Origin of the sequence: Streptomyces sp. NPDC051105 (assembly GCF_040682795.1) — a bacterium.
Classification (GTDB): domain Bacteria; phylum Actinomycetota; class Actinomycetes; order Streptomycetales; family Streptomycetaceae; genus Streptomyces.
In genome coordinates this window covers 55,339-81,722 of record NZ_JBFBBR010000012.1, presented here as the reverse complement: position 1 = coordinate 81,722, position 26,384 = coordinate 55,339, and the positions used below count along the sequence as shown (strand labels likewise).

The 26,384-nt window shown below is 74.2% G+C and carries 2 protein-coding genes; both read right to left on the bottom strand.

Annotated features, from left to right (window positions below; translation table 11 throughout):
• Position 1: 1 nt before the first annotated feature.
• Complete coding sequence (locus AB0N16_RS27855) at positions 2-16,027, bottom strand: type I polyketide synthase (protein WP_365801276.1); 16,026 nt, start codon at positions 16,025-16,027, stop codon at positions 2-4.
• A 13-nt stretch (positions 16,028-16,040) separates the two neighbouring features.
• Positions 16,041-26,375: a type I polyketide synthase gene (locus tag AB0N16_RS27850; protein WP_365801274.1), complete on the bottom strand. Its 10,335-nt coding sequence runs from the start codon at positions 26,373-26,375 to the stop codon at positions 16,041-16,043.
• Positions 26,376-26,384 lie beyond the last annotated feature (9 nt).

Sequence of the window (26,384 nt, the reverse complement as noted above, 5' to 3'; positions counted from 1 at the left end):
ATCAGCTCAACTCCGAGTCGATGAACCGGAAGATCTCTTCGTCGCTGGCGGCCCCGAGCTGCTCGGTGACCGACTCGCGGTCGCCGTCGGCGCGCGGGGTCAGCCGGCCGACGAGCCCTTGCAGCCGGGTCAGTGCCCGCCGCCGGTCGTCCTCGCCGGACACCTCGGCCAGTACGCCGGCCAGCCGGTCGAGTTCCTCGTCCAGCGAGCCGACGGCCGCGGCGGCCGGCGCCACGAGCTGCTTGCGCAGGTGGTCGGCGAGTCCGGCGGGGGTCGGATGGTCGAACACGGCACTGGCCGACAGCCGTACGCCGGTGGCCGCGCCGAGCCGGTTGCGCAGGTTGACCGCGGCCAGCGAGTCGAAGCCGAGGTCGGTGAACGGGCGCCCGGTGGGCAGCGCGTCCGGGTCGCCGTGCCCGAGGACGACGGCGACCTCCCGGCGTACCAGTTCGACGAGTTCGCGCTGCTGGTCGGCCTCGGGCAGCGCGCCCAGCCGGTCGGCGAGCCGGGACTCGGCGGCATCCGGGGCACCGGTCACGGCGGTGAGCGCGTCCCGTACCTCGGGCAGGTCGCCCAGCAGCGGGCTGGGCCGGGCGGCGGTGAACGCGGGTGCGAAGCCGGCCCAGTCCACGTCGGCGACGGTCACGGTGGTGTCGGCGTGCCGCACCGCGTCGGCCAGCGCGGCGAGCGCCTCCTGCGGGGGCAGGGCCACCACGCCTCGGCGGCGCAGTTCCTCCCGGCGCCGGGCCTCGGTGCCGGCGTCCGCCGCACCGAACCCGGCGCCCTCCCACGGGCCCCAGGCGACGGCGGTGGCGGGCAGCCCGCGGGCCTGCCGGTGCTGGGCGAGGGCGTCGAGGTAGGCGTTGGCCGCGGCGAAGGCGCCCTGTTCGCTGCCGCCCCAGGTCGCCGCGACCGAGGAGAAGAGCACGAAGGCGTCCAACTCACCCGTGAGCCGGTGCAGGTTGGCCGCGCCGCGCACCTTGGTGTCGAGGGTGGCGGCGACCTCGGCGAGGTCCGTGCCGGCCAGCGGGCCGGAGCGCAGGGTGCCCGCGGTGTGCACCACCGCCGTCAGCGGCGTCTCCGCGGGGACGGCGGCGAGCAGTTCGGCGAGCGCGGTCCCGTCGGCCGGGTCGCAGGTGCTGACGCTGACCGGGACGCCGAGGTCGTCCGGTGCGGTGGCGGCCGGGTCGTCGGTGGTGAGGACCAGCGCCTGTGCGCCGTTGGCGGCCAGCCAGCGGGCCACCGGCAGCCCCATCGGGCCGAGGCCGTCGGTGACCAGCACGGTGCCGGTGGGCTGCCACGGCCGGGCCGGGGTGCGCCCGCCCAGCGGGGCGTGCGCGAGGCGTGGCACCAGCAGCCCGGTGTCGCGTACGGCGGCCTGGTCCTCGGTGCCGGCCAGCAGCGCGGCCAGCCGGTCGAGTCCCCGGCCCGGTTCCTCGGGTAGGTCGACGATGCCGCCGAACAGCTTCGGCTGCTCCAGTGCGAGGGTGCGGCCCAGGCCCCAGAGCATGGCCTGTTCGGGGCGCGGCAGCCGGTCGGCCGGGGTGGCGGCGACCGCGCCGGAGGTGACCAGCCACAGCGCGGTGCCGGTGTCGGCGAGGGCACGCACCAGGTCGAGGGTGGCGGCCAGTCCGGCGGGCACGGCGGGGTGGTCCGGGTGCTGGCCCTCGAGCAGGCCGAGCAGCGAGACCACCCCGGACGCGGTACCGGCCTCGGCCGCGACGGTGTCCAGGTCGGCCACCCGGGCCTCGGCCCCGGCGCGGCTGAGCGCGGCGGCGCAGTCCTCGGCCAGGGCCGGGACGTCCGGGCCGAGCACCAGCCAGGTGCCGCTCAGCACCGCGTCGGTGGCCTCGACGGGCCGCCAGCCCACGGTGTAGCGCCGGCTGTCGGTGGTGGCGGTCGTCTCCTGGGCGGCGCGCCAGGCGGCCAGTGCGGGCAGCACCTCGGCGAGCGGTTCGGCCGGCACGCCGAGCAGGTCGGCCAGGGCCTTGGGGTCGCCCGGGTCGACGGCCGCCCAGAACGTGCCGTCCGCCGCGTCGGTGCCGGTGTGCTCCGGGGCGGCCAGCCAGTAGCGCTGTCGTTGGAAGGCGTAGGTGGGCAGGTCCGGTGCGGCGGGCCGGGTGCCGTCGAAGGCCGCGGTCAGCCGCACCGGGAGCCCGGCGACCTGCGCCTCGGCGACGGAGAGCAGGAACCGTTCGAGGCCGCCCTCGTCGCGGCGCAGCGAGCCCACGACGGTCACCTCGTCCAGCGTCTGGTCGATGCCGGGCGTCAGCACGGGGTGCGGGCCGACCTCGACGAAGCCTCGGTGGCCCTGCTCGGCCAGGGCGCGGACTGCTGCTTCGAAATGAACGGTCTGGCGGAGGTTGCGGTACCAGTACTCCGCGTCCAGCGTGGCGGTGTCGGCCCAGTCGGCGGTGACCGTGGAGAACATCGGCACGTCGGCCGCCCGCGGCCGCACCTCCGCGAGCGCCTCGACCAGTCGTGCCTCGATGCGTTCGACCTGCGGGGAGTGGGAGGCGTAGTCCACCGCGATACGACGGGCGCGGGTGCCCCGCTCCTCGCAATCGGCCAGCAGCCGGTCCAGGGCCGCCGGGTCGCCGGAGACCACCGTCGAGGCGGGCCCGTTGACCGCGGCGACCGTCACACCCGGCGGCAGCAGGGCGGTCACCTCGTCGGCGGGCAGCGTCACGGAGGCCATTCCGCCGTGGCCTGCCAGTTCTCCGGCGATCAGCCCGCTCCGCACGCAGACCACCAGCGCGGCGTCGCGCAGGGACAGCGCCCCCGCCACACACGCGGCGGCGATCTCCCCCTGCGAATGCCCCACCACCGCGTCCGGTTCGACGCCGAAGGACCGCCACAGCGCGGCAAGGGACACCATCACCGCGAACGACACCGGCTGGACGACGTCCACCCGCTCCAGGGACGGCTGACCCGCCTCCCCCCGCAGCACACCCAGCAACGACCAGTCCACGAACTCACCAAGCGCCGAGGCGCATTCCGCCATCCGCTCCGCGAACACCGGCGAGGAGTCCAGCAGTTCCACCGCCATCCCCGCCCACTGCGCGCCCTGCCCCGGAAACACGAACACCGTGCGGCCGGTGGTCCCGGCCGTTCCGGTGGCGAGGTGCGGTGCGGCGTCCCCGGCGGCCAGTGCGGTCAGTCCGGTGAGGAGTTCCTCGCGGTCGGCCGCCACCACCACGGCGCGGTGGGTCAGCGCGGAGCGCCCCGTGGTCAGCGCGGCGGCCAACTCGGTGATTCCGGCCGTCGGTTCGGCGGTCAGCCAGGTGCGCAGCCGGCCGGCCTGGGCGCGCAGTGCGGCCTCGGTGTTGCCGGACAGCGGCACCGGCACCAGCCGTCGGGGCGCCGGCTGCGGGGCCGGGACCTCCGGGCCCTGCTCGATGATCACATGGGCGTTGGTGCCGCTGATCCCGAACGAGGACACCGCCGCCCGCCGCGGTCCCTCGCGCTCCGGCCACGGCCGTGCCTCGGTGAGCAGCCGTACCGCACCGGCCGACCAGTCCACGTGCGAGGTCGGTTCGCCGAGGTGCAGGGTGCGCGGCAGCACCCCGTGGTGCATCGCCTGCACGACCTTGATCACGCCGGCCACCCCGGCGGCGGCCTGGGTGTGTCCGATGTTCGACTTGACCGACCCGAGCCACAGAGGCTGTTCGCGGTCGGCGCCGTAGGTCTCCAGCAGCGCCTGGGCCTCGATCGGGTCGCCCAGGGCGGTACCGGTGCCGTGCGCCTCCACCAGGTCGACGTCCGCGGGGGACAGCCGGGCGGCGGCGAGCGCGGTGCGGATGACCCGTTCCTGGGAGGGGCCGTTGGGGGCGGTGAGCCCGTTGGAGGCGCCGTCCTGGTTGACCGACGAGCCACGCAGCACACCGAGGACGCGGTGGCCGTTGCGGCGCGCGTCGGAGAGCCGCTCCACCACCAGCAGGCCGACGCCCTCGGACCATACGGTGCCGTCCGCGTCGGCGGAGAAGGCCTTCACCCGGCCGTCGGCGGCCAGGCCGCGCTGCCGGGAGAACTCGATGAAGGTGCCGGGGGTGGACATCACGGTGGCGCCGCCGGCCAGCGCCAGCGAGCACTCCCCCGCCCGCAGCGCCTGCGCCGCGAGGTGGAGGGTGACCAGGGAGGACGAGCAGGCGGTGTCGACGGTGACCGCCGGGCCCTGCAGGCCGAAGGTGTAGGCGACCCGGCCGGAGGCGACGCTGCCCGCGGTGCCGGCGCCGAGGTAGCCCTCGACATCCTGGGGGGTGCTGGGGAGCCGGGTGGCGTAGTCGTGGTACATGACGCCGACGAACACGCCGGTATCGGTGTCCCGCAGGGACAGCGGGTCGATGCCGGTGCGTTCCAGCGCCTCCCACGACGTCTCCAGGAGCAGCCGCTGCTGCGGGTCCATGGCAAGGGCCTCGCGCGGCGAGATCCCGAACAGGCCCGCGTCGAACTCGGCCGCGTCGTGCAGGAATCCGCCCTTGGTGAGATAGGTGTGCCCGGCGCGGTCGGGGTCGGGGTCGTAGAGCTGTTCGGTGTTCCAGCCGCGGTCGGTGGGGAACGGCGAGATGCCGTCGCCGTCCGCGGTCACCAGTCGCCACAGGTCCTCCGGGGAGCGCACTCCGCCGGGGTAGCGGCAGGCCATGCCGATGATGGCGATCGGTTCGTCGGCCGGGCCGGTGCGGCGGGGCGCGGTGGGCGCCGGGGCGGCGGCCGCGGTGAGCCTGCGCAGCAGGTACGCGGCGGTGGCCGCGATGCTCGGGTGGTCGAAGGCCAGGGTGGCGGGCAGCGCGAGGCCGGTGCCGGCGGCCAGCCGGTTGCGGAGTTCCACCGAGGTCAGCGAGTCGAAACCGAGGTCGGTGAAGGCGCGCCGGTCGGCCAGTTCGGCCGCGTTGCCGTGGCCGAGGGTGGCGGCGACCGCGGCGCGTACGGTGTCGTGCACCAGCCGGCCGCGGGCGGCCTCGTCGAGCCCGGCGAACGCCGCCCGGAGCGCGCCGGTGGCGCCGGCACGGCGGGCCGGGACGCGGACCAGGCCGCGCAGTACCGGGGTTGGCGGGACGGTGCGGGCCTGCTCGCGGAGGGCGGCCAGGTTCAGCCGGACCGGTACGGCCAGGGCGCTCTCGCCGGGTACGGCGGCGTCGAACAGCCGCATGCCCTCGGCCGGTTCGAGGGGCACCACACCGAGGCGTTCGACGCGCTGCCGGGCGGTGCCGTCCGCCGTGTCGCCCATGCCCCCGGCCCACAGCCCCCAGGCCAGCGAGACGGCGGGCAGGCCAACGGCGCGGCGGCGGGCGGCGAGGCCGTCCAGGACCGCGTTGGCGGCGGCGTAGTTGCTCTGCCCGGGGCTGCCCAGGATCCCGGCGGCCGAGGAGAACAGCACGAACGCGGCCAGGTCCAGGCCGCGGGTCAGCTCGTCCAGGTGCAGGGCGGCGGCCGCCTTGGGCCGCAGCACCCGGTCGATGCGCTCCGGGGTCTGTGCGGCGAGCATCCCGTCGTCCAGCACCCCGGCGGCGTGCACCACGGCGGTCAGCGGGTGCGCGTCGGGGATGCCGGCCAGCAGCGTGGCCAGCGCGTCCCGGTCGGCCACGTCGCAGGCCACCACCCGGGCGGTGGCGCCGAGTTCGGCGAGATCGGTGACCAGTTCGGCGGCGCCCGGGGCGTCGGGGCCACGGCGGCCGGTGAGCACCAGGTGCCGTACGCCGTGCTCGGCCGCGAGGTGCCGGGCCAGTACCGAGCCGAGGGCGCCGGTACCGCCGGTGATCAGCACCGTGCCTTCCGGGTCCCATACGGCGGACTCGCCGGCGTCGGCTCGGACCAGCCGGGGTACGCGCACCACGCCGTCCCGGACGGCGAGTTGAGGCTCGCCGGTGGCCAGCGCGACGGGGTCGGGCAGGCTGTCGTCGCTGTCGAGGAGCACGATCCGGCCCGGGTTCTCCGACTGGGCGGAGCGCGCCAGGCCCCAGACGGCGGCGGCGCCCAGGTCGGTGCCGTCGACGGCTCCGGTGGTGCGCAGGGCGAGCGTGGTGCCGGCGAAGCGTTCCTCGGTCAGGAACGTACGCAGCAGGGCCAGGACGCGGTGGGTGGCGGTGGCGATGCCGGCCGGGTCGTTCGTGGTGGCGGGCAGCGTGGCGAGCAGCCACTCTCCGGGGTCGGTCACCGCGGTGAGGTCGAGGTCTGCGCCGAGCCGGACGGGCGCGGGGTCCTCGGTGCCGGTGCTGGGGCCGGTCGGTGAGGGGTCCTCCGTGGCGATGGGCACTGGCGTCCAGTCGACCCTGTGCAGTGCCTCGGTCCCGGGGTCCGAGGCGGTCAGTCCGGCGGGTACCGGGCGCAGTGCGAGGCTGTCCACGGTGAGGACCGGGACGCCGTGGCCGTCGTACGCGGCGATGGCGAAGCCGCCGTCGGCCGGGGTGAACCGCACCCGCAGCGAGTCGGCGCCGGGCTGCCGGACGGTCACGCCGGTCCAGGCGAACGGCAGGGCTGCCGTGGTCGCCCCCGGGTCGGTGGCCAGCGCGTGCAACGCGGCGTCCAGCAGCGCCGGGTGCACCCCGAAGCCCGCGGCCTCGGCCGGTTCGGGCAGGGCGACCTCGGCGTACAGCTCCTCGCCGTGCCGCCGGACCCGGCGCAGGCCCTGGAACACCGGGCCGTAGGCGAGGCCACGGTCGGCCAGCAGGTCGTACAGCCCGCCGGGCTCGTCCCACTCGGACTCGGCCGGGGGCCACTCGTCCCACCGTGGCGCGCTGTCGTCCGCCGGTTCGACGGTGCCGGTGGCGTGCCGGGTCCAGGGCTCGTCGGTGGTGCCCGCCTCGGCCCGGGAGTACAGGGTCACCGTCCGGCGGCCCTGGTCGTCGGGGGTGCCGAGCACCAGTTGGAGTACGGCGCTGCCCCGCTCGGGCAGCACCAGCGGTGCGTCCAGGGTGAGTTCGGTGATCCGGTCGCAGCCGAGTTCGTTCCCGGCGCGGGCGACGAGTTCGACGTACGCGGTGCCGGGCAGCACGATCCGGCCGGCTACCACGTGGTCGGCCAGCCAGGGCTGGGAGGTGGTGGACAGTCGGCCGGTGAACAGCACCCCGGCGCCGTCCGCCAGTGTGACGGCCGCGCCGAGCAGCGGGTGCCCGACGCTGCCGAGGCCGGCCGCGCCGGCGTCGGCGGCCGTCTCGCCGGTCATCCAGAACCGGCGGTGCTGGAAAGCGTAGGTGGGCAGCGGAACCGGCGCCGGGGCGCGGCCTTCGCCGACCGCCGCCCAGTCCGCGGAGATGCCGTGCACATGCAGCCGGGCCAGTGTCTCCAGCAGGGCCGGGATCTCGTCCCGGCCGTCACGCAGGGTGGGCAGCACGACCGTTCCGGCGCCGGGCTCGGTGGCGGATCCGGCGTCGGGCTCGTCGACGGACCTGCCGTCGGGTTCGTCGACGGAGCCGCCGTCGGGTTCGGTCGCGGTCAGGCAGTCGCGGGCCATCGCGGTCAGTGCGGCGCCCGGGCCGATCTCGACGAACGCGGTGGCCCCGGCCTCGCCCAGGGCGCGCACCGCGGGCAGGAACCGCACGCTGTCCCGGACGTTGGCCACCCAGTGCTGCGGGTCGGTGATCTCCCGCTCGGACAGCGGTGCCCCGGTCACCGTGGACACGACGGGCAGGCGCGGCGCGCTGAACGGGATGCCGGTGACGATCTCCCGGTACTCGGCCAGGATGCCGTCCACGTGCGGGGAGTGCGGGGCCATGGTGACCCGCAACTGCCGGGTACGGCGGCCTCGTTCGCGCCAGTGCGCGCCGATCTCGGCGACCGCGTCGACGTCGCCGGACACCACCGCCGCACTCGGGCCGTTGACGGCGGCCAGCCGCACCCGCCCGGCGTACTCGGCCAGCAGCGGGGCGAGTTCGGCCTCGGTGGCCTGGACGGCGACCATCGCGCCGCCCGCCGTGGCCGTCGCCATCAGCCTGCCGCGGGCGGTGACCAGCCTGGCGGCGTCGGGGAGGGTGAGCGCACCGGCGATGTGTGCGGCGACGATCTCGCCGACGGAGTGGCCGGCCACCAGGTCGGGGCGCAGTCCCCAGCTCTCGGTGAGCCGGACCAGTGCGACCTCGACGGCGAACAGCGCCGCCTGGGTGAAGTCGGTGCGGTCGAGCAGGGCGGCCTCGGGGGTGCCCTCGGTGGCGTACAGCACCTCGCGCAGCGGCCGGGGCAGGTGCCGGTCGAGTTCGGCGCACACGGCGTCGAACGCCTCGGCGTAGGCGGGGAACCCGGCGGCCAGTTCGCGGCCGGCCCCAAGGCGCTGGGAGCCTTGGCCGGGGAACAGGAAGGCCAGTTTCCCGGCGTCGGCGGCGAAGCCGGTGACCACGTCGGCGTCGGGGGTGCCGTCGGCGAGGGCGGCCAGCCCGGTCTGGAGCCCCCTGGCATGCGTACCGGTCAGCACCACCGCCCGGTGCGGGTGCGCGGCGCGGGTGGTGAGCAGCGAGTGCGCCAGCGCGGCCGGTTCGAGATCCGGGTGGTCGCCGAGGTGGGTCAGCAGCCGGGCGGCCTGCGCGCGCAGGGCCGTCCCGGTGCGCGCGGAGAGCACCACCGGCAGCGGCAGGGGCGTCCGGTCCGGCGGCTGCGGAGCCGCCTCGGCCGGGGCCTGCTCGATGACGATGTGCGCGTTGGTGCCGCTGACGCCGAACGAGGACACCGCGGCGCGGCGGGGCCGGCCGGTCTCCGGCCAGGGCCGTGCCTCGGTCAGCAGGGACACCGCGCCGGAGGCCCAGTCCACGTGCGGGCTGGGTGCGCCGACGTGCAGAGTGCGGGGCAGCAGCCCTTCCCGCAGGGCGAGGACCATCTTGATGATCCCCGCGACACCGGAGGCGGCCTGGGTGTGCCCGATGTTGGACTTGACCGACCCGAGCCACAGCGGCTCGCCGTCCCGGCCCTGGCCGTAGGTGGCCAGCAGGGCCTGGGCCTCGATGGGGTCGCCCAGAATGGTGCCGGTGCCGTGCGCCTCCACCGCGTCGACGTCCCCGGTGGACAGTCCGGCCGTGGCCAGCGCGGTGCGGATCACCCGCTGCTGGGACGGGCCGTTGGGCGCGGTGAGGCCGTTGGAGGCGCCGTCGGAGTTGACCGCGGAACCGCGTACCACGGCCAGCACCGGGTGCCCGGCCGCGCGGGCGTCGGAGAGCCTCTCCACGAGCAGCATCCCGGCGCCCTCCGACCACGAGGTGCCGTCGGCGTCGGCCGAGAACGACTTGCAGCGCCCGTCGGCGGCCAGGCCGCGCTGCCGGGAGAACTCCACGAACAGCCCGGGGGTGGCCATCACGGTGGCGCCGCCGGCCAGCGCCAGGTCGCACTCGCCGCGGCGCAGCGCCTGGGCGGCCAGGTGCAGTGCCACCAGCGAGGACGAGCAGGCGGTGTCCACGGTCAGGGTGGGGCCTTCCAGGCCGAACGCGTAGGCGAGCCGGCCGGAGGCGACACTGGCCGCGCTGCCGGTGAGCCGGTACCCCTCCACGCCCTCGGCGGCGTGGTGCAGCATCGGGCCGTAGTCCTGGCGCATCACGCCGACGAACACCCCGGTCCGGCTGCCGCGCACCGCGGTCGGGTCGATCCCGGCGTGTTCGAAGGTCTCCCAGGAGGTCTCCAGGAGCAGCCGCTGTTGCGGGTCGGTGGCGAGCGCCTCGCGCGGGTTGATGCCGAAGAAGTCGGCGTCGAAGTCGGCGGCTGCGCGCAGGAACCCGCCGTGCCGGGTGTAGGAGGTGCCCGGCCGGTCGGGGTCGGCGTCGAACAGCGAGTCCAGGTCCCAGCCGCGGTCGGCCGGGAACTCGGTGATGCCGTCACCGCCGTCGAGCAGGAACCGCCACAGCTGCTCCGGGGAGCGGATCTCCGACGGGAACCGGCAGGCCATGCCGACGATCGCGATGGGCTCCTCGGTGCCGACGCCGGCCGGGGTCGGCGCGGCGGTGTCCTCGGGCGCGTCCTGGCGCAGGTGTCCGGCGACCGCGGCGGGGGTCGGGTAGTCGAACACGAGGGTGGCGGGCAGGGCGGTGCCGGTGGCCGCGGTGAGCCGGTTACGCAGTTCCACCGCGGACAGCGAGTCCACGCCGAGCGCGCGGAACTCCGCCCGCGGGTCGATGGCGTCGGCGTCGGCATGGCCGAGGACGGCGGCCGTCTCGGCACGTACCAGCGTCAGCAGTTCCTCGGCGGTGAGCCGGGCCGCCCGGGCGGCCGTACCGGACCCGGCCGCCGCGGCGGTACGACGTCGCGGGCCGCGTATCAGGCCGCGCAGCAGTGGTGGCAGCAATGCCGGGTCGGCGGTGTGCAACCGGACCTTGGCCGGCAGCAGCACTGGTTCGTCGACGGCCAGCGCCGTGTCGAACAGCGCCAGCCCCTCCTCGGCGGAGAGCGCCTGCACTCCGGCGCGGGCCATCCGGGCCAGGTCGGCGGCCGAGAGTTCGCCGGTGATGCCGCTGGGCGGGGCCCAGAGTCCCCAGGCCAGCGACTGGGCGGGGAGCCCGGCGGCGCGTCGCCGGCCGGCCAGTGCGTCCAGGCAGGCGTTGGCGGCGGCGTAGTTGGCCTGGCCGGGGCCGCCGAGGGTGCCGGTGGCCGAGGAGAACAGCACGAACGCGGCCAGGTCCAGGCCGCGGGTGAGCTCGTCCAGGTGCAGTGCGGCGGCCACCTTGGGCCGCAGCGCCGCGGCCAGCCGCTCCGGGGTGAGTGCGGTGAACAACCCGTCGTCGGAGACCCCGGCCGCGTGCACCACGGCGGTCAGCGGATGTTCGGCGGGCACGTCGGCCAACAACGCGGCCAGCGCGTCCCGTTCGGCGGCATCACAGGCCACCACGCGCACGTCGGCGCCGAGTTCGGTGAGCTCGGCCTCCAGTTCGGGGGCGCTGCCACGGCGGCTGGTCAGAATCAGGTGCCGTAGGCCGTGCTCGCGCACCAGATGCCGGGCGACCAGTCCGCCGAGGGTGCCGGTGCCGCCGGTGATCAGGGCGGTGCCCCGGGGGTCGAGTCGGCGGGGCAGGGTGAGCACCAGCTTGCCGGTGTGCCGGGCCTGGCTCAGGTGGCGGAACGCGTCCACCGCACGGGAGACCGGCCACACGGACGGCGGCGGTACGGTCAGCGCGTCCGCGGCGAACAGCTCCAGCACCGCGACCAGCAGCCGCCGCATCTCCTGCGGCGGTAGCTGCATCAGGTCGTACGGCAGGTAGTCGATGTCGGGGAAGTCGGCCGGGTCGCGCAGGTCGGTCTTGCCCATCTCCAGGAACCGGCCGCCGGGGCGCAGTAGTTGCGCGGAGACGTCCACGAACTCGCCGGACAGCGAGTTCAGTACGACGTCCACCGGGCCGAACTTCGCGGCGAAGCCGGTGTCCCGTGAGGAGGCTATGTGCGCGTCGTCCAGGCCGAGGTCGCGCAGCACCTGCCACTTGCCCTCGCTCGCGGTGCCGTAGACCTCGGCGCCGAGGTGCCGGGCCAGCTGTACGGCGGCCGTGCCGACGCCGCCGGCCGCGGAGTGGATCAGCACCTTCTCCCCGGCCCGCAGTCCGGCGAGTTCGACCAGGCCGAGCCGGGCGGTGAGGTGTGCGATCGGCATGGCGGCGGCCTGCTCGAACGTCCAGCCGTCCGGAATCGGTGCCACGGCCGCCCGCTCGGCCACCGCGACCGGGGCGAACGCGTCCCCGAAGAGGCCGGTGACCCGAGTGCCCGGAGCGAGGTCGGTGACGTCGTCGGCGACCTCGGTGACCACGCCGGCGCCCTCGCCGCCGAGGGCCACCTCACCGGGGTACATGCCCAGAGCGATCAGCACGTCGCGGAAGTTCAGCCCGGCGGCCCGCACCGCGATGCGCACCTGGCCCGGCCGCAGCGGGGCCGCCGCGGCCGGGGCCGGCACCAGCTCGAGGTTGTCCAGGGTGCCCGGGCGGGTGACGGCCAGCCGCCAGTGCGGTTCCACGGGCGGCACCAGCTCGGGCCTGACCAACCGGGGCGCGCGCAACAGACCGCCACGCAAGGCCAGTTGAGGCTGCTCGATGGCCGGCACGGAGGACAGCGCGCGGCGGGACTCGGCGGTGTCGTCGAGGTCGGCCAGCACGATCCGTCCCGGCTGTTCGGCCTGCGCGGCACGCAACAGCCCCCACACCGCCGCCCCTCCCGGGTCGGCCGGGGGGTCGGTGGGTTCGCCGGCGACCGCGCCGGTGGTGACCACGAGCAGCCGGGCGGGCGCCGCGCTGTCGGCCAGCCAGTCCTGCGCCTGCCGCAGCACGGTGGCGGTGACCGCTTCGGCGGGCTGCCCCACCGGAACGGCCAGCACGGTGATGTCGGCGGCACCGTCACCCACGTGGTCGGCACCATCACCCGCGAGGTCGGTCCCCTCACCCGCGAGGTCGGCACCGTCACCCACGTGGTCGGCACCATCACCCGCGAGGTCGGCACCGCCGGCCCGCAGGTCGGCGGCCAGGGAATCGGGGAGCGCACCCAGCGCCGTCCACCGGCCGGCGGCCGGTTCGGCGGGGGCCGGGACGGTGTCCCAGTCCAGCCGGAACAGCGAGTCCCGGGGCACCCGGCTCGTCCCCTGTCCGGTGGCGGCCCGCAGAGTCAGCGATTCGACGGAGGCGACCGGGGCACCGGTGCCGTCGAACAGGTCGAGCGCGAAGGCACCCTCGCCGGTGGGGGCGAGCCGCACCCGCACGGCTGCTGCTCCGGCGGCGTGCAGCCGGACGCCGGCCCAGGAGAACGGCAGCCGCGCGGTACCGGTATCGTCGGTGAGCGCGAGCGCGTGCAGGGCTGCGTCCAGCAACGCGGGATGCAGCCCGAACCCGCCTGCCCTGTCGCGGAGTTCATCAGGTAGGGCGATGTCGGCGAAGATCTCGTCACCGCGCCGCCAGGCCGCGCGCAGCCCCTGGAACGCCGGACCGTAGCCGAGGCCGCGAGCGGCGAGATCGGCGTAGGCGGCGTCCACGGCCACCGGCGTGGCGCCCGTCGGTGGCCAGTTCTCCTCGGCGGCGACGGTTTCGTGCGGGCCGACGGCGAGGGTGCCGGTGGCGTGCAGCGTCCACGGTTCGTCCTCGGACGCGTCCTCGGCCAGCGAGTAGATCTCCACGGCGCGATGGCCGGAGTCCTGGGCCTCACGGACGGCCAGCTGCAGCCGTACCGCACCCGTGTCGGTCAGGACCAGCGGCGCCCGCAGCACGAGTTCCTCGACCCGGTCGCAACCGACCCGGTCGGCGGCCTGTACCGCCAGCTCCACGAACGCCGCGCCGGGCAGCACGATCGCGCCGGACACCCGGTGCTCGGCCAGCCAGGGCTGGGACACCACCGAGAGCCGGCCGGTGAGCAGATACGCGTCCGACCCGGCCAGCGCGGTGGCCGCACCGAGCAGCGGATTGCCGGCCGGGAGCAGCCCCGAGGCGGCGAGGTTGCCACCGGGGGCCGACTCCAGCCAGTAGCGGCGGCGTTGGAAAGCGTAGGTGGGCAGGTCGACCCGGGCCGCGGCGGGCAGATACGACGCCCAGTCGACGCCACCGCCATACGTATGGAACCGGGCCAACCCAGTCGCCAGCGAACGGACGTCGGGCTTGTCCCGGCGCAGCAGCGGCACGAACGCCGCCGTCGCCTCCTGCGGCAGACAGTCCGGCCCTACGGCGGTCAGCGCGGCATCCGGACCCACCTCCACGAACCTCGTCACACCCTGCTCGTACAGATGAGCAACCGCATCGGCGAAGCGGACCGTGTCGCGGACATTACGCACCCAGTAATCGGCATCAACCGGCGCCGTACCCACATCCACCGTCGACACGAACGGAATGCCCGGAGCGGCGAAGACGACCCCGGCTATCGCCTCACGGAACCTGCCCAACACCGGCTCCATCAACGACGAATGGAACGCGTGACTCACCCGCAGCCGGGTACTACGCCAACCCCGCACCCGCGCTTCCGCCGCGACCGCCTCCACCGCCGACTCGACACCCGAGACGACGACCGAGCGCACACCATTGACCGCCGCGATCCCGACCTCACCGGACAGGACTCCGGTGACCTCCGCCTCCGTGGCATTGACCGCGAGCATCGCCCCACCCGACGGCAACCCCTGCATCAACCCGGCACGCGCACACACCAAAGTGACCGCATCATCCAGCGACAACACCCCCGCCACATGAGCAGCCGCCACCTCACCCACCGAATGCCCCACCACAAAATCCGGCACCACACCGAACGACTCAAGAAGCCGGAACAACGCGACCTCGACCGCGAACAGACCACACTGCGCGAACAACGTCTCATCCAGCCGATCACCGCCGCCGAGAACCACCTCCCGCACCGGCCGCCCCAACACCCGCTCCAACCGCCCACAGATGTCCCCGAACGACTCCGCGAACACCGGATACCGCTCGACCAGTTCCCACCCCATACCCGACCACTGCGACCCCTGCCCCGAGAACAAGAACCCCGTCAGCCCACCCCCGTACCCGGTAACGCCGGTGACCGAGCCGTCCGCCAACTCCGCGAGCCCTGCAAGCAGTTCATCCCGGTCTGCGGCCACCACCGCACCCCGATGCTCCAAAGCAGCCCGGGACAGCGCCGCCGCACGAGCCACCTCCGCGACACCGACAACCGGTTCGGCAAGCACGTACTCACGCAACCGCGCCGCCTGCCCCCGCAACGCCTCGCCACTCCGCCCGGACACCAACACCGGCACCGGCAACACCGGTTCGCCGACAGATACAGGCTCAACAGCCGGCGCCTGCTCGATGATCACGTGCGCGTTGGTACCGCTCACCCCGAACGCCGACACCGCGGCCCGACGGACCTCCGTCTCCGGCCAGGGCCGTGATGCGGCGAGGAGTTCCAGCGGGCCGCCGGCCCAGTCGACGTGCGGTGTGGGCTCGTCGACGTGCAGGGTGCGGGGCAGCACCCCACGCCGTATCGCCTCTACCACCTTGATCACGCCGGCGACACCCGCGGCGGCCTGCGTGTGCCCGATGTTCGACTTCACCGACCCCAGCCACAACGGCCGGTCGCGATCCGCGCCGTAGACGCCGTGCAGGGCCTGTGCCTCCACCGGGTCGCCCAGCGAGGTGCCGGTGCCGTGTGCCTCCACCGCGTCGATGTCCCCGGGGGACAGCGCCGCGTTGGTCAGCGCCTCGACGATGACCCGGCGCTGTGCCTGGCCGTTGGGGGCGGTGAGCCCGTTCGAGGCGCCGTCCTGGTTGACGGCGGAGCCTCGGACGACGGCGAGGACGGGGTGGTTGTTGCGCTGCGCGTCGGAGAGCCGCTCCAGCAGGAGCATGCCGACGCCCTCGGACCAGCCGGTGCCGTCGGCGTCGGCGGAGAACGCCTTGCAGCGGCCGTCACCGGCCAGGCCGCCGAGCCGGTCGAACTCCACGTAGGTGCCAGGGGTGGACATGATGGTCACCCCGCCGGCCAGGGCCAGCGTCGTCTCCCCGGAGCGCAGCGACTGCACTGCCAGGTGCAGGGTGACCAGAGAGGAGGAGCAGGCGGTGTCCACGGTGACGGCGGGGCCGGTGAACCCGAAGGTGTAGGCGACCCGGCCGGTGGCGATGCTGGCGGCGTTGCCGTTGCCGATGAAACCTTCCAGCTCCTCGGGCACGCTGTCCATCAGCGTCGCGTAGTCGTGGTACATCACGCCGGCGAAAACACCGGTGCGGCTGCCGCGTGCGGTGAGCGGGTCGATCCCGGCGCGTTCGAACGCTTCCCAGGAGGTCTCCAGGAGCAGCCGTTGCTGCGGGTCCATGGCGAGCGCCTCGCGCGGCGAGATGCCGAAGAACCCTGGGTCGAAGTCACCGGCGTCGGCGACGAACCCGCCGAGCCCGACCGGTAGTCCGGCCAGGTCCCAGCCGCGGTCGGCGGGGAACCCGGAGATCCCGTCCCGGCCCGCGGCCAGCATCTCCCACAGCTGCTCGGGGGTGCCGACGCCACCAGGGTAGCGGCAGGCCATGCCCACGATCGCGATGGGCTCGCGCCGGGCCTGTTCGATCTCGGTGAGCCTGCGCTGCGCACTCTGCGCCTCGCTCAGCGCACGCCGGAGATAGTCCCGGAGCTTGTCCTCGTTAGCCACGCGGTTCCCTTCCTCACCCTTGGTCGGCGCCGAGGCCGTCGACGAGGCCGAACAGTTCGTCGTCGGAGGCCGACGACAGGTCGTGCTCCGGTGCGGCGCCGGGCTGCTCCTCGCCGCCGTACTTGGCGAGCAGCGCGGTGAGCCGCATGCGCAGCTTCGCCTGGTCCACGGCGCCGGGTTCGGCACCGGCCAGGGCTTCTTCGAGCTGGTCGAGCCCGGCGAGCGGCGAGCCGGCCTGTGCGCCGTCGGCCGCGGGCATGGACGTGTGCAGATGCGCGGCCAGCGCCACCGGGGTGGCGTACTCGAACACCACCGCTGCGGGCAGCCGGATGCCGGTGGTCTCGGACAGCCGGTTACGCAGCTCCACCGCGGCAAGCGAGTCGACGCCGAGTTCGGCGAAGGTGCGGTGTTCGGCCACGGCGGCCGGTGAGTCGTAGGCCAGCACCCGGGCCGCTTCGGCGCGGACCAGCTCCACGAGCGCCTTCTCCCGGTCGGGTCCGGACAGCGCGGCCAGTGCGGCGGCAGGTCCGGAGCGAGCGCCGGAGTCCGTTGCGGCCATGGTGGTGGACGCTTCCCGGACCAGGCCGCGCAGGACCGCCGGGACCGGGCCGCCTGTCCGTAGGGCCGTCCGGTCCAGGCGCATCGGGGCGAGTACCGGTTCGTCGACAATGCGCGCGAGGTCGAACAGTTCGAGTGCCTCGGGAGTGGTCAGTGGTCGCAGCCCGGCGCGGGCGATGCGGGCCAGGTCGGCATCGGACAGTTCGCCGGTGATGCCGCTGCGCTGCTCCCACAGACCCCAGGCCAGCGAGGTGGCCGGGAGTCCGGCGGTGTGCCTGGCCCTGGCCAGCGCGTCCAGTGCGGCGTTGGCCGCCGCGTAGGCGCTCTGCCCGGCGGCGCCGAGCACCCCGGCGGCGGAGGAGAACAGCACGAAGTCGGTCAGTTCGCGGTCGCGGGTCAGCTCGTCCAGCCAGCGTGCGCCCAGCACCTTCGGCGCCAGCACCGCCCGTAGCCGCTCCTCGGTGAGACCGGTGACCAGACCGTCGTCCACCACACCGGCCGCGTGGACGACCGCCGTCACCGGATGCTCGGCCAGCAACGCGGCCACCGCATCCCGATCGGCCACATCACACGCCACCACCGCCACCTCGGCACCCAACGCACGCAGTTCGGCACACAGTTCGGCGGCGCCCGGCGTGTCCGGGCCGCGGCGGCCGGTGAGCACCAGTTCGCGTACTCCGCAGTCGCCGGCCAGATGACGGGCGAGGGCCGCGCCGAGGGCGCCCAGCCCCCCGGTGATCAGCACCGGGCCGCCCGGGTCCCAGGTGGCGCCGTCCCGGTCGGTGATCCTGGACAGCGGGACATGGGACAGCCGTGGCACGAGCACCGTGCCGTCGCGCACCACCAGTTGCCCACCGGGCACGTTCCACGCGGCGGCGGGAATCCCGGCGCTGTCGGTGCCGTCGGTGCCGTCGGTGCCGTCGGTGCCATTGGTGCCGTCGGCGTCCTCGAGGTCTGCCAGCAGGAAGCGGTCCGGGTGCTCCTGCTGCACCGAGCGCAGCAGACCCCATACCGCGGCGGCGGCCGGATCGGTGCGGACGTTCCGGGTCCGCAGCGCCAGCCGGTTGCCGGTGCCGGCGAAGCGGTCCGTGGCCAGCCAGGTGCGTACCGCGTCCAGCGCACGGCCGGCCGCGGCCACTGGATCGGCCTCGGTCCCGGCCGCCAGCACCACCACCTCGGGCACTTCACCGTCGGGCAGCTCGCCCAGGTCGGCGCAGTGCAGCACGGTCGGCTCCGGGCCGCCCGGCAGCGTGGCGGGCACCAGCTCCTCGGCGTACAGCGATTCATGGTGGCCGAGTTGTTCGGCCAAGATCGGCCGGACCGCGAGGGACTCGACGACCCCGACCGGGGCGCCCGTCGCGTCAGCCAGTTCGATCCTGGCCGCCTCGGCGGCGACCGGAGAGATCCGCACCCGCAGCGCGGACGCCCCGGTGCGGCGCAGCGCGATCCCGTTCCAGGCGAACGGCAACAAGGTGCGGTCGCCTTCGTCCTCGTGCAGATAGCGCAGGGCGTGCAGCGACGCGTCCAGCAGGGCCGGGTGCAGCCCGTAACGGCCGGCGTCGGTCAGATCGGGCAGCTCGATGTCGGCGAAGATCTCGTCACCGCGCCGCCAGGCCGCGCGCAGCCCCTGGAACGCCGGTCCGTACTCCAGCCCGGTGGCGGCGAACTCGACGTAGGCCGAACCGACGTCCAGGGCGACGGCTCCCGGCGGCGGCCAGGCGTCCTGCGCGTCCTGAGGTTCTGCCGACACCGAGCCGAGTACAGCGCGGGCGTAGCAGGTCCACGGGGTGCCGTCCTCGGCCGGGCGGGCGTGCACGGTCAGCGGCCGCTCCCCCGCCGCACTTCGCGCGCCGACCCTCATCTGTACCTCGACCGCCCCATGCTCGGGCAGCACCAGGGGCGCCTGAAGGGTCAGCTCGGCGACTTCGCCGGCGCCGGTTTCCGCGGCCGCGTGCAGGGCCAGTTCGGCGAACACGCTGCCGGGCACGACAGTCGCGCCGAGCACCGTGTGCTCCCCCAGCCAGGGCTGCGCACGGGTGGCCAGCCGCCCGGACAGCAGGAAACCGTCCTCTTCCGCGAACTCCACGGCCGCGTCCAGCAGCGGATAGCCGCTCCGGTGCGGCGGTTCGGCGCTGTCCAGCCAGTAGCGGCGGTGCTGGAAAGCGTAGGTGGGCAGGTCGACCCGAGCCGCGGCGGGCAGATACGACGCCCAGTCGACGCCACCGCCATACGTATGGAACCGGGCCAACCCGGTCGCCAGCGAACGGACGTCGGGCTTGTCCCGGCGCAGCAGCGGCACGAACGCCGCCGTCGCCTCCTGCGGCAGACAGTCCGGCCCTACGGCGGTCAGCGCGGCATCCGGACCCACCTCCACGAACCTCGTCACACCCTGCTCGTACAGATGGGCAACCGCATCGGCGAACCGGACCGTGTCGCGGACATTGCGCACCCAGTAATCGGCATCCACCGGCGCCGTACCCACATCCACCGTGGACACGAACGGAATGCTCGGAGCGGCGAAGGCAACCCCGGCGATCGCCTCACGGAACCTGCCCAACACCGGCTCCATCAACGCCGAATGGAACGCGTGACTCACCCGCAGCCGGGTACTACGCCAACCCCGCACCCGCGCCGCGCCCGCGACCGCCTCCACCGCCGACTCGACACCCGAGACGACCACGGAACGAGACCCGTTGACCGCCGCGATCCCAACCTCACCGGACAGGACCTCCGCGACCTCCGCCTCCGTGGCATTGACCGCGAGCATCGCCCCACCCGACGGCAACCCCTGCATCAACCCGGCACGCGCACACACCAAAGTGACCGCATCATCCAGCGACAACACCCCCGCCACATGAGCAGCCGCCACCTCACCCACCGAATGCCCCACCACAAAATCCGGCACCACACCGAACGACTCCAACAACCGGAACAACGCGACCTCGACCGCGAACAGACCACACTGCGCGAACAACGTCTCATCCAGCCCCACGCCACCGCCGAGAACCACCTCCCGCACCGGCCGCCCCAACACCGACTCCAGCCGCCCACAGACGTCCCCGAACGACTCCGCGAACACCGGATACCGCTCGACCAGTTCCCGCCCCATACCCGACCACTGCGACCCCTGCCCCGAGAACAAGAACCCCGTCAGCCCACCCCGGTCGGCCAAGACACCACCATCAGCTGCCAACTCCGCAAGCCCAGCCAGTAGTTCCTCTCGATCCGCGGCCACCACCGCACCCCGATGTTCCAAAGCGGACCGGGACAGCGCCGCCGCACGAGCCACCTCCGCGACACCGACGCCCGGTTGGGCAAGCACGTACTCACGCAACCGCGCCGCCTGCCCCCGCAACGCCTCAGCACTCCGCCCGGACACCAACACCGGCACCGGCACCGGCACCGGCAACACCGGTTCGCCGACAGATACAGGCTCAACAGCCGGCGCCTGCTCGATGATCACGTGCGCGTTGGTACCGCTCACCCCGAACGCCGACACCGCGGCCCGACGGACCTCCGTCTCCGGCCAGTCGATCGCCTCGGTGAGCAGCCGTACGTCACCGGCCGACCAGTCCACGTGCGGGGTCGGTTCGTCGACGTGCAGGGTGCGCGGCAGCCGCCCGTGCCGCATGGCCTGTACGACCTTGATCACGCCGGCGACACCCGCGGCCGCCTGCGTGTGCCCGATGTTCGACTTCACCGACCCCAGCCACAACGGCCGCTCGCGATCGGCGCCGTACGTGGTCAGCAGGGCCTGCGCCTCGATCGGGTCGCCGAGTGTGGTGCCGGTGCCGTGCGCCTCCACCATGTCCACGTCCGAGGGGGACAGCCCCGCGGCGCTCAGCGCGGCACGGATGACACGCTCCTGCGAAGGACCGTTGGGTGCGGTGAGCCCGTTGGACGCGCCGTCCTGGTTCACCGCCGAACCGCGCAGCACGGCCAGCACCTGGTGGCCGTTGGCCCGCGCGTCGGACAGCCGCTCCAGCACGAGCATGCCGATGCCCTCGGACCAGCCGGTGCCGTCGGCGTCGGCGGAGAAGGACTTGCAGCGGCCGTCGGCGGCCAGGCCGCGCTGCCGGTCGAACTCGCGGAACGGGGTCGGGCTGGACATGACCGTCACCCCGCCGGCCAGGGCCAGGGTGGACTCGCCGGAGCGCAGCGACTGGGCGGCCAGGTGCAGGGCCACCAGGGAGGAAGAGCAGGCGGTGTCCACGGTGACCGCGGGGCCGGTGAACCCGAAGGTGTAGGCGACCCGGCCGGTGGCGATGCTGCCCAGGTTGCCGTTGCCCAGGTAGCCCTCCAGTTCCTCGGGCACGTGCGCGAGCCGGGTCGCGTAGTCCTGGTACATCAGCCCGGCGAACACGCCGGTTCGGCTGCCCCTGGCACCCGTCGGGTCGATCCCGGCGCGTTCCAGTGCCTCCCAGGACAGTTCCAGCAACAGCCGCTGCTGCGGGTCCATGGCCAGCGCCTCGCGCGGCGAGATGCCGAAGTGCCCGGGGTCGAAGCCGGCGACGTCGTCGAGGAATCCGCCCAGGCCGACCGGCAGCGCCCCGAGGTCCCAGCCTCGGTCGGCGGGGAACCCGGAGATCCCGTCCCGGCCCGCGGCGATCAGGTCCCACAGCTGCTCGGGCGTGCCGACTCCGCCGGGGTAGCGGCAGGCCATGCCCACGATCGCGATCGGCTCGTCCGCGGAGGCCGTGACCGTGGGTGCGGCGGGTTCCGGTGCGGTCCGCAGGTCACCGGCCTCCGCGAGGACGAATCCGGCCAGCGCGGCCGGGGTGGGGTGGTCGAAGACCAGGGTGGTGGGCAGCCGTAGCCCGGTGGCGGTGCCGAGCCGGTTGCGCAGTTCCAGCGCGGTCAGTGAGTCGACGCCGAGGTCGGCGAAGGACTGCTCGGCGCCGACCTGTTCGGCTCCGGCCAGGTCCAGCACCCCCGCGGCCTGGGTGCGCACCAGGTCCAGGGCGGCGCGGCGGCGCTCGGGTACGGGCAGCGCCCGCAGCCGGTCGGCCCAGCCGGACTGCTGGCGGGTACGGCGGCGGCCACGGACCAGGCCGGCGAACACGGCCGGCAACGGGTCGAGCCGGTGCAGGGCCGGGGTGTCCAGCCGCAGCGGCAGTACGGCCGCGTCACCGAGCCCCACGGCGGCGTCCAGCAGCGCGAGGGCTTCCGCGGTGGGCAGGGCGGCGATACCACTGCGGGCGATGCGGGCCAGGTCTGCCTCGGACAGCTCGCCCGTGATGCCGCTGCGCTGCTCCCACAGCCCCCAGCCCAGCGAGGTGGCCGGGAGCCCGACGGCGTGGCGCTGCCGGGCCAGCGCGTCCAGGTAGGCGTTGGCGGCGGAGTAGGCGGCCTGGCCGGCGTTGCCGAGGGTCGCGGAGGCGGAGGAGAACAGGACGAACCGGGTGAGGTCCCGGTCGCGGGTCAGCTCGTCCAGCCAGCGTGCGCCCAGCACCTTCGGCGCCAGCACCGCCCGTAGCCGCTCCTCGGTGAGACCGGTGACCAGACCGTCGTCCACCACACCGGCCGCGTGCACGACCGCCGTCACCGGATGCTCGGCCAGCAACGCGGCCACCGCATCCCGATCGGCCACATCACACGCCACCACCGCCACCTCGGCACCCAACGCACGCAGTTCGGAGCCCAGTTCCGCCATACCCGGCGCGTCACCGCCCCGCCGGGAGGCGAGCACCACACCACGCACCCCGTGACGCTCCACCAAGTGCCGCGCCACCAAGCCCCCGAGCGTCCCACTCGCCCCGGTGACCAGCACGACGTCCCCGGCCGACCAGGGAGCGTCCCCGACCGACTCCGTCACCCGCGCCAACCGGGGCACGAACACCCGCCCCGCACGCACGGCCAGTTGAGGTTCGTCGGTGGCCAGTGCCGCGGTCAGATCGGCGTCCGTGACGGCGGGGTCGGTCGTGTCCAGCAGTACGAACCGGTCGGGCCACTCGATCTGCGCCGAGCGCACCAGCCCCCACACGGCCGCGGCGGCCGGGTCGGGCACCTCGTCGGCGGTGGCCGCGACCGCGCCCTGGGTGACCAGGACCAGCCGGCCACCCGGCGCGGGCTCCTCGGCCAGCCGGTCGCGCATCCGTTCCAGTACGGCGGCGGTCCGCTCGGCCACGGGCGTGTCCTCGACCCGGAGGAGCACATCGGCTCCCGTGTCGCGGGGGCGTCCGGTGCGGGCGGGCGTCCATTCCAGCCGGTACACCGAGTCCAGCCGTGCGGGCGCGCGCAGTTGGCCGGTGAGGGCACGCAGGACCACGTGCTCGACGGTGCCGACCGGGGCGCCGCTGCCGTCGGCCAGGTCCAACCGGACCGCGTCCTCCCCGACGACGGTGAGCCGGACCCGCAGCGCGGTCGCGCCCGTGTCGTACCACCGGACCCCTCGGAAGGCGAAGGGCAGCCGCAGGCCGTCGTCACCACGCAGGGCGAGGGCGTGCAGTGCCGCGTCCAGCAGCGCGGGATGCAGGCCGAACTCCGCTGCCTGGCCTCGCTGTCGGTCAGGCAGGGTGATCTCGGCGAAGATCTCGTCGCCGCGCCGCCAGGCCGCCCGCAGCCCCTGGAACGCCGGACCGTAGCCGAGGCCGGTCTCGGCGAGCCGGGGATAGAAGCCGTCCAGGTCTACCGGCTCCGCGTCGGCCGGGGGCCACCGCACGAGATCCACACCGCCGCTGTCGTCGCCGTTCTCGGACAGCACGCCGGTGGCGTGCCGGGTCCAGGGCGCTGTGGAGCCTTCCGGCCGGGAGTGCACCTCGATACCGCGGCAGCCGGCGTCGTCGGGTTCTGCGACGACGACCCGCAGGGCGACGGCGCCCTCGGCGGGCAGGACGAGTGGGACCTCCAGGGTCAATTCGTCCAGCTGGTCGTCCCCGAGCAGTTCGGCGGCGTGCCGGGCGAGTTCGACGAACGCGGTGCCGGGCAGCAGCACCGTGCCGGTGACCCGGTGGTCGGCCAGCCAGGGCTGGGCCCGCAGGCTCAACCGCCCGGTCAGGACGGTGTCGATGGCGCCGGGCAGGGCGACCAGCGCGCCGAGCAGCGGATGCCCGGCGGGCAGCGCACCCAGCGCGGCCGGGTCGACCGGCTCGGTGTTCTCCAGCCAGTAGCGGCGGTGCTGGAAGGCGTAGGTGGGCAGGTCGACCGGGTCGGCGGCGGGTAGATAGCGGGTCCAGTCGATGCCACCGCCATGTGCGTGGAAGCGGGCCAGTCCGGTGGGCAGCGTCACCGATTCCGGCTGGTCGCGGCGGAGCAGCGGCACGAACGCCGCCGTCGCCTCCTGCGGCAGACAGTCCGGCCCTACGGCGGTCAGCGCGGCATCCGGACCCACCTCCACGAACCTCGTCACACCCTGCTCGTACAGATGGGCAACCGCATCGGCGAACCGGACCGTGTCACGGACATTGCGCACCCAGTAATCGGCATCCACCGGCGCCGTACCCACATCCACCGTCGACACGAACGGAATGCCCGGAGCGGCGAAGGCAACCCCGGCTATCGCCTCACGGAACCTGCCCAACACCGGCTCCATCAACAACGAATGGAACGCATGACTCACCCGCAGTCGGGTACTACGCCAACCCCGCACCCGCGCTTCCGCCGCGACCGCCTCCACCGCCGACTCGACACCCGAGACGACCACGGAACGAGACCCGTTGACCGCGGCGATCCCGACCTCACCGGACAGGACCTCCGCGACCTCCGCCTCCGTGGCATTGACCGCGAGCATCGCCCCACCCGACGGCAACCCCTGCATCAACCCGGCACGCGCACACACCAAAGTGACCGCATCATCCAGCGACAACACCCCCGCCACATGAGCAGCCGCCACCTCACCCACCGAATGCCCCACCACAAAATCCGGCACCACACCGAACGACTCCAACAACCGGAACAACGCGACCTCGACCGCGAACAGACCACACTGCGCGAACAACGTCTCACCCAGCCGATCACCACCGCCGAGAACCACCTCCCGCACCGGCCGCCCCAACACCGACTCCAGCCGCCCACAGATGTCCCCGAACGACTCCGCGAACACCGGATACCGCTCGACCAGTTCCCGCCCCATACCCGACCACTGCGACCCCTGCCCCGAGAACAAGAACCCCGTCAGCCCACCCCCGTACCCGGTAACGCCGGTGACTGATCCGTCCGCCAACTCCGCGAGCCCGGCAAGCAGTTCATCCCGGTCTGCGGCCACCACCGCACCCCGATGCTCCAGAGCAGCCCGGGTGGTGGCGGTGGCGAACGCCAGTCGGGCCACGGTCAGTTCGGGGTCGGCCGCGACGAACTCGCGCAGTCGCGCGGCCTGGTCGGCCAGGCCGGTCGCGCCACGGCCGGAGAGCACCACCGGCACCGGGAGGGAGAGCACCGGCCGCGGGGCCGCCACCTGCTCCGCGTCCTCCGGCTCGGGAGCCTCTTCGAGGATGACGTGGGCGTTGGTGCCGCTGATACCGAACGAGGACACGGCGGCGCGGCGCGGCCGTTCCTCGCGTGGCCAGGGCACCGCCTCGGTGGCCAGTGAGAGGGTGCCGGTGGACCAGTCGACGTGCCGGGACGGCGTGTCCGCGTGCAGGGTCTTCGGTACGGTCTCGTGGCGCAGTGCCAGCACGGACTTGATGACCCCGGCCACCCCGGCGGCGGCCAGGGTGTGCCCGATGTTGGACTTCACCGTGCCGAGGAGCAGCGGCCGTTCGCGGTCGGCGCCGTAGGTGGCCAGCAGGGCCTGTGCCTCGATGGGGTCGCCCAGGGAGGTGCCGGTGCCGTGCGCCTCCACCACGTCGACGTCGGCGGGGGTCAGCCCGGCGGCGTTCAGGGCGGCGCGGATGACACGCTGCTGGGAGGGTCCGTTGGGTGCGGTGAGCCCGTTGGACGCGCCGTCCTGGTTCACCGCCGAACCGCGCAGCACGGCCAGCACCTGGTGGCCGTTGGCCCGCGCGTCGGACAGCCGCTCCAGCACCAGCATGCCGACGCCCTCGGCCATGCCCATGCCGTCGGCATCGGCGGAGAACGCCTTGCAACGGCCGTCGGCGGCCAGCACCCTCTGGCGGCTGAACTCGATGAGCGGTCCCGGACCTGCCAGCACGGTCACGCCGCCCGACAGGGCCAGCGTGGACTCTCCGCTGCGCAGTGACTGCACGGCCAGGTGCAGGGTGACCAGGGAGGTGGAGCAGGCGGTGTCCACGGTGATGGCCGGGCCCTCGACGCCGAGGGTGTAGGAGATACGGCCGGACAGCACGCTGGGTACCACGCCGGTGACCAGGTGTCCCCCGACGCCGGCGGGGGCGTGGGCCAGTCCGGTGCCGTACTCCTGGTAGTTCTGGCCGACGAACACGCCGGTGCGGCTGCCGCGCAGTGCGGTGGGGTCGATGCCGGCCCGTTCCAGTGCCTCCCAGGAGGTCTCCAGGAGGAGCCGCTGCTGGGGGTCCATGGCCAGCGCCTCGCGCGGCGAGATCCCGAAGAAGCCCGCGTCGAACGCGCCGGGGTCGTCCAGGAAGCCGCCGCGCCGTACGTAGCTGTGGCCGGAGCGCTCCGGGTCGGGGTCGTAGAGGCCGTCGACGTCCCAGCCGCGGTCGGTGGGCAGTTCGCCGGTGACGTCCCGGCCCTCGGAGAGCACCTGCCACAGGTCTTCCGGGGAGCGGACCCCGCCGGGGTAGCGGCAGGCCATGCCGACGATCGCGATGGGTTCGGTACGGGACTGTTCGACGTCCTGCAAGCGGCGGTTGGCCTTGCGGAGGTCGACCATGACCCGGTTCAGGTAGCCGCGCAGCTTCTCTTCCTCGGACATGTGCAACCC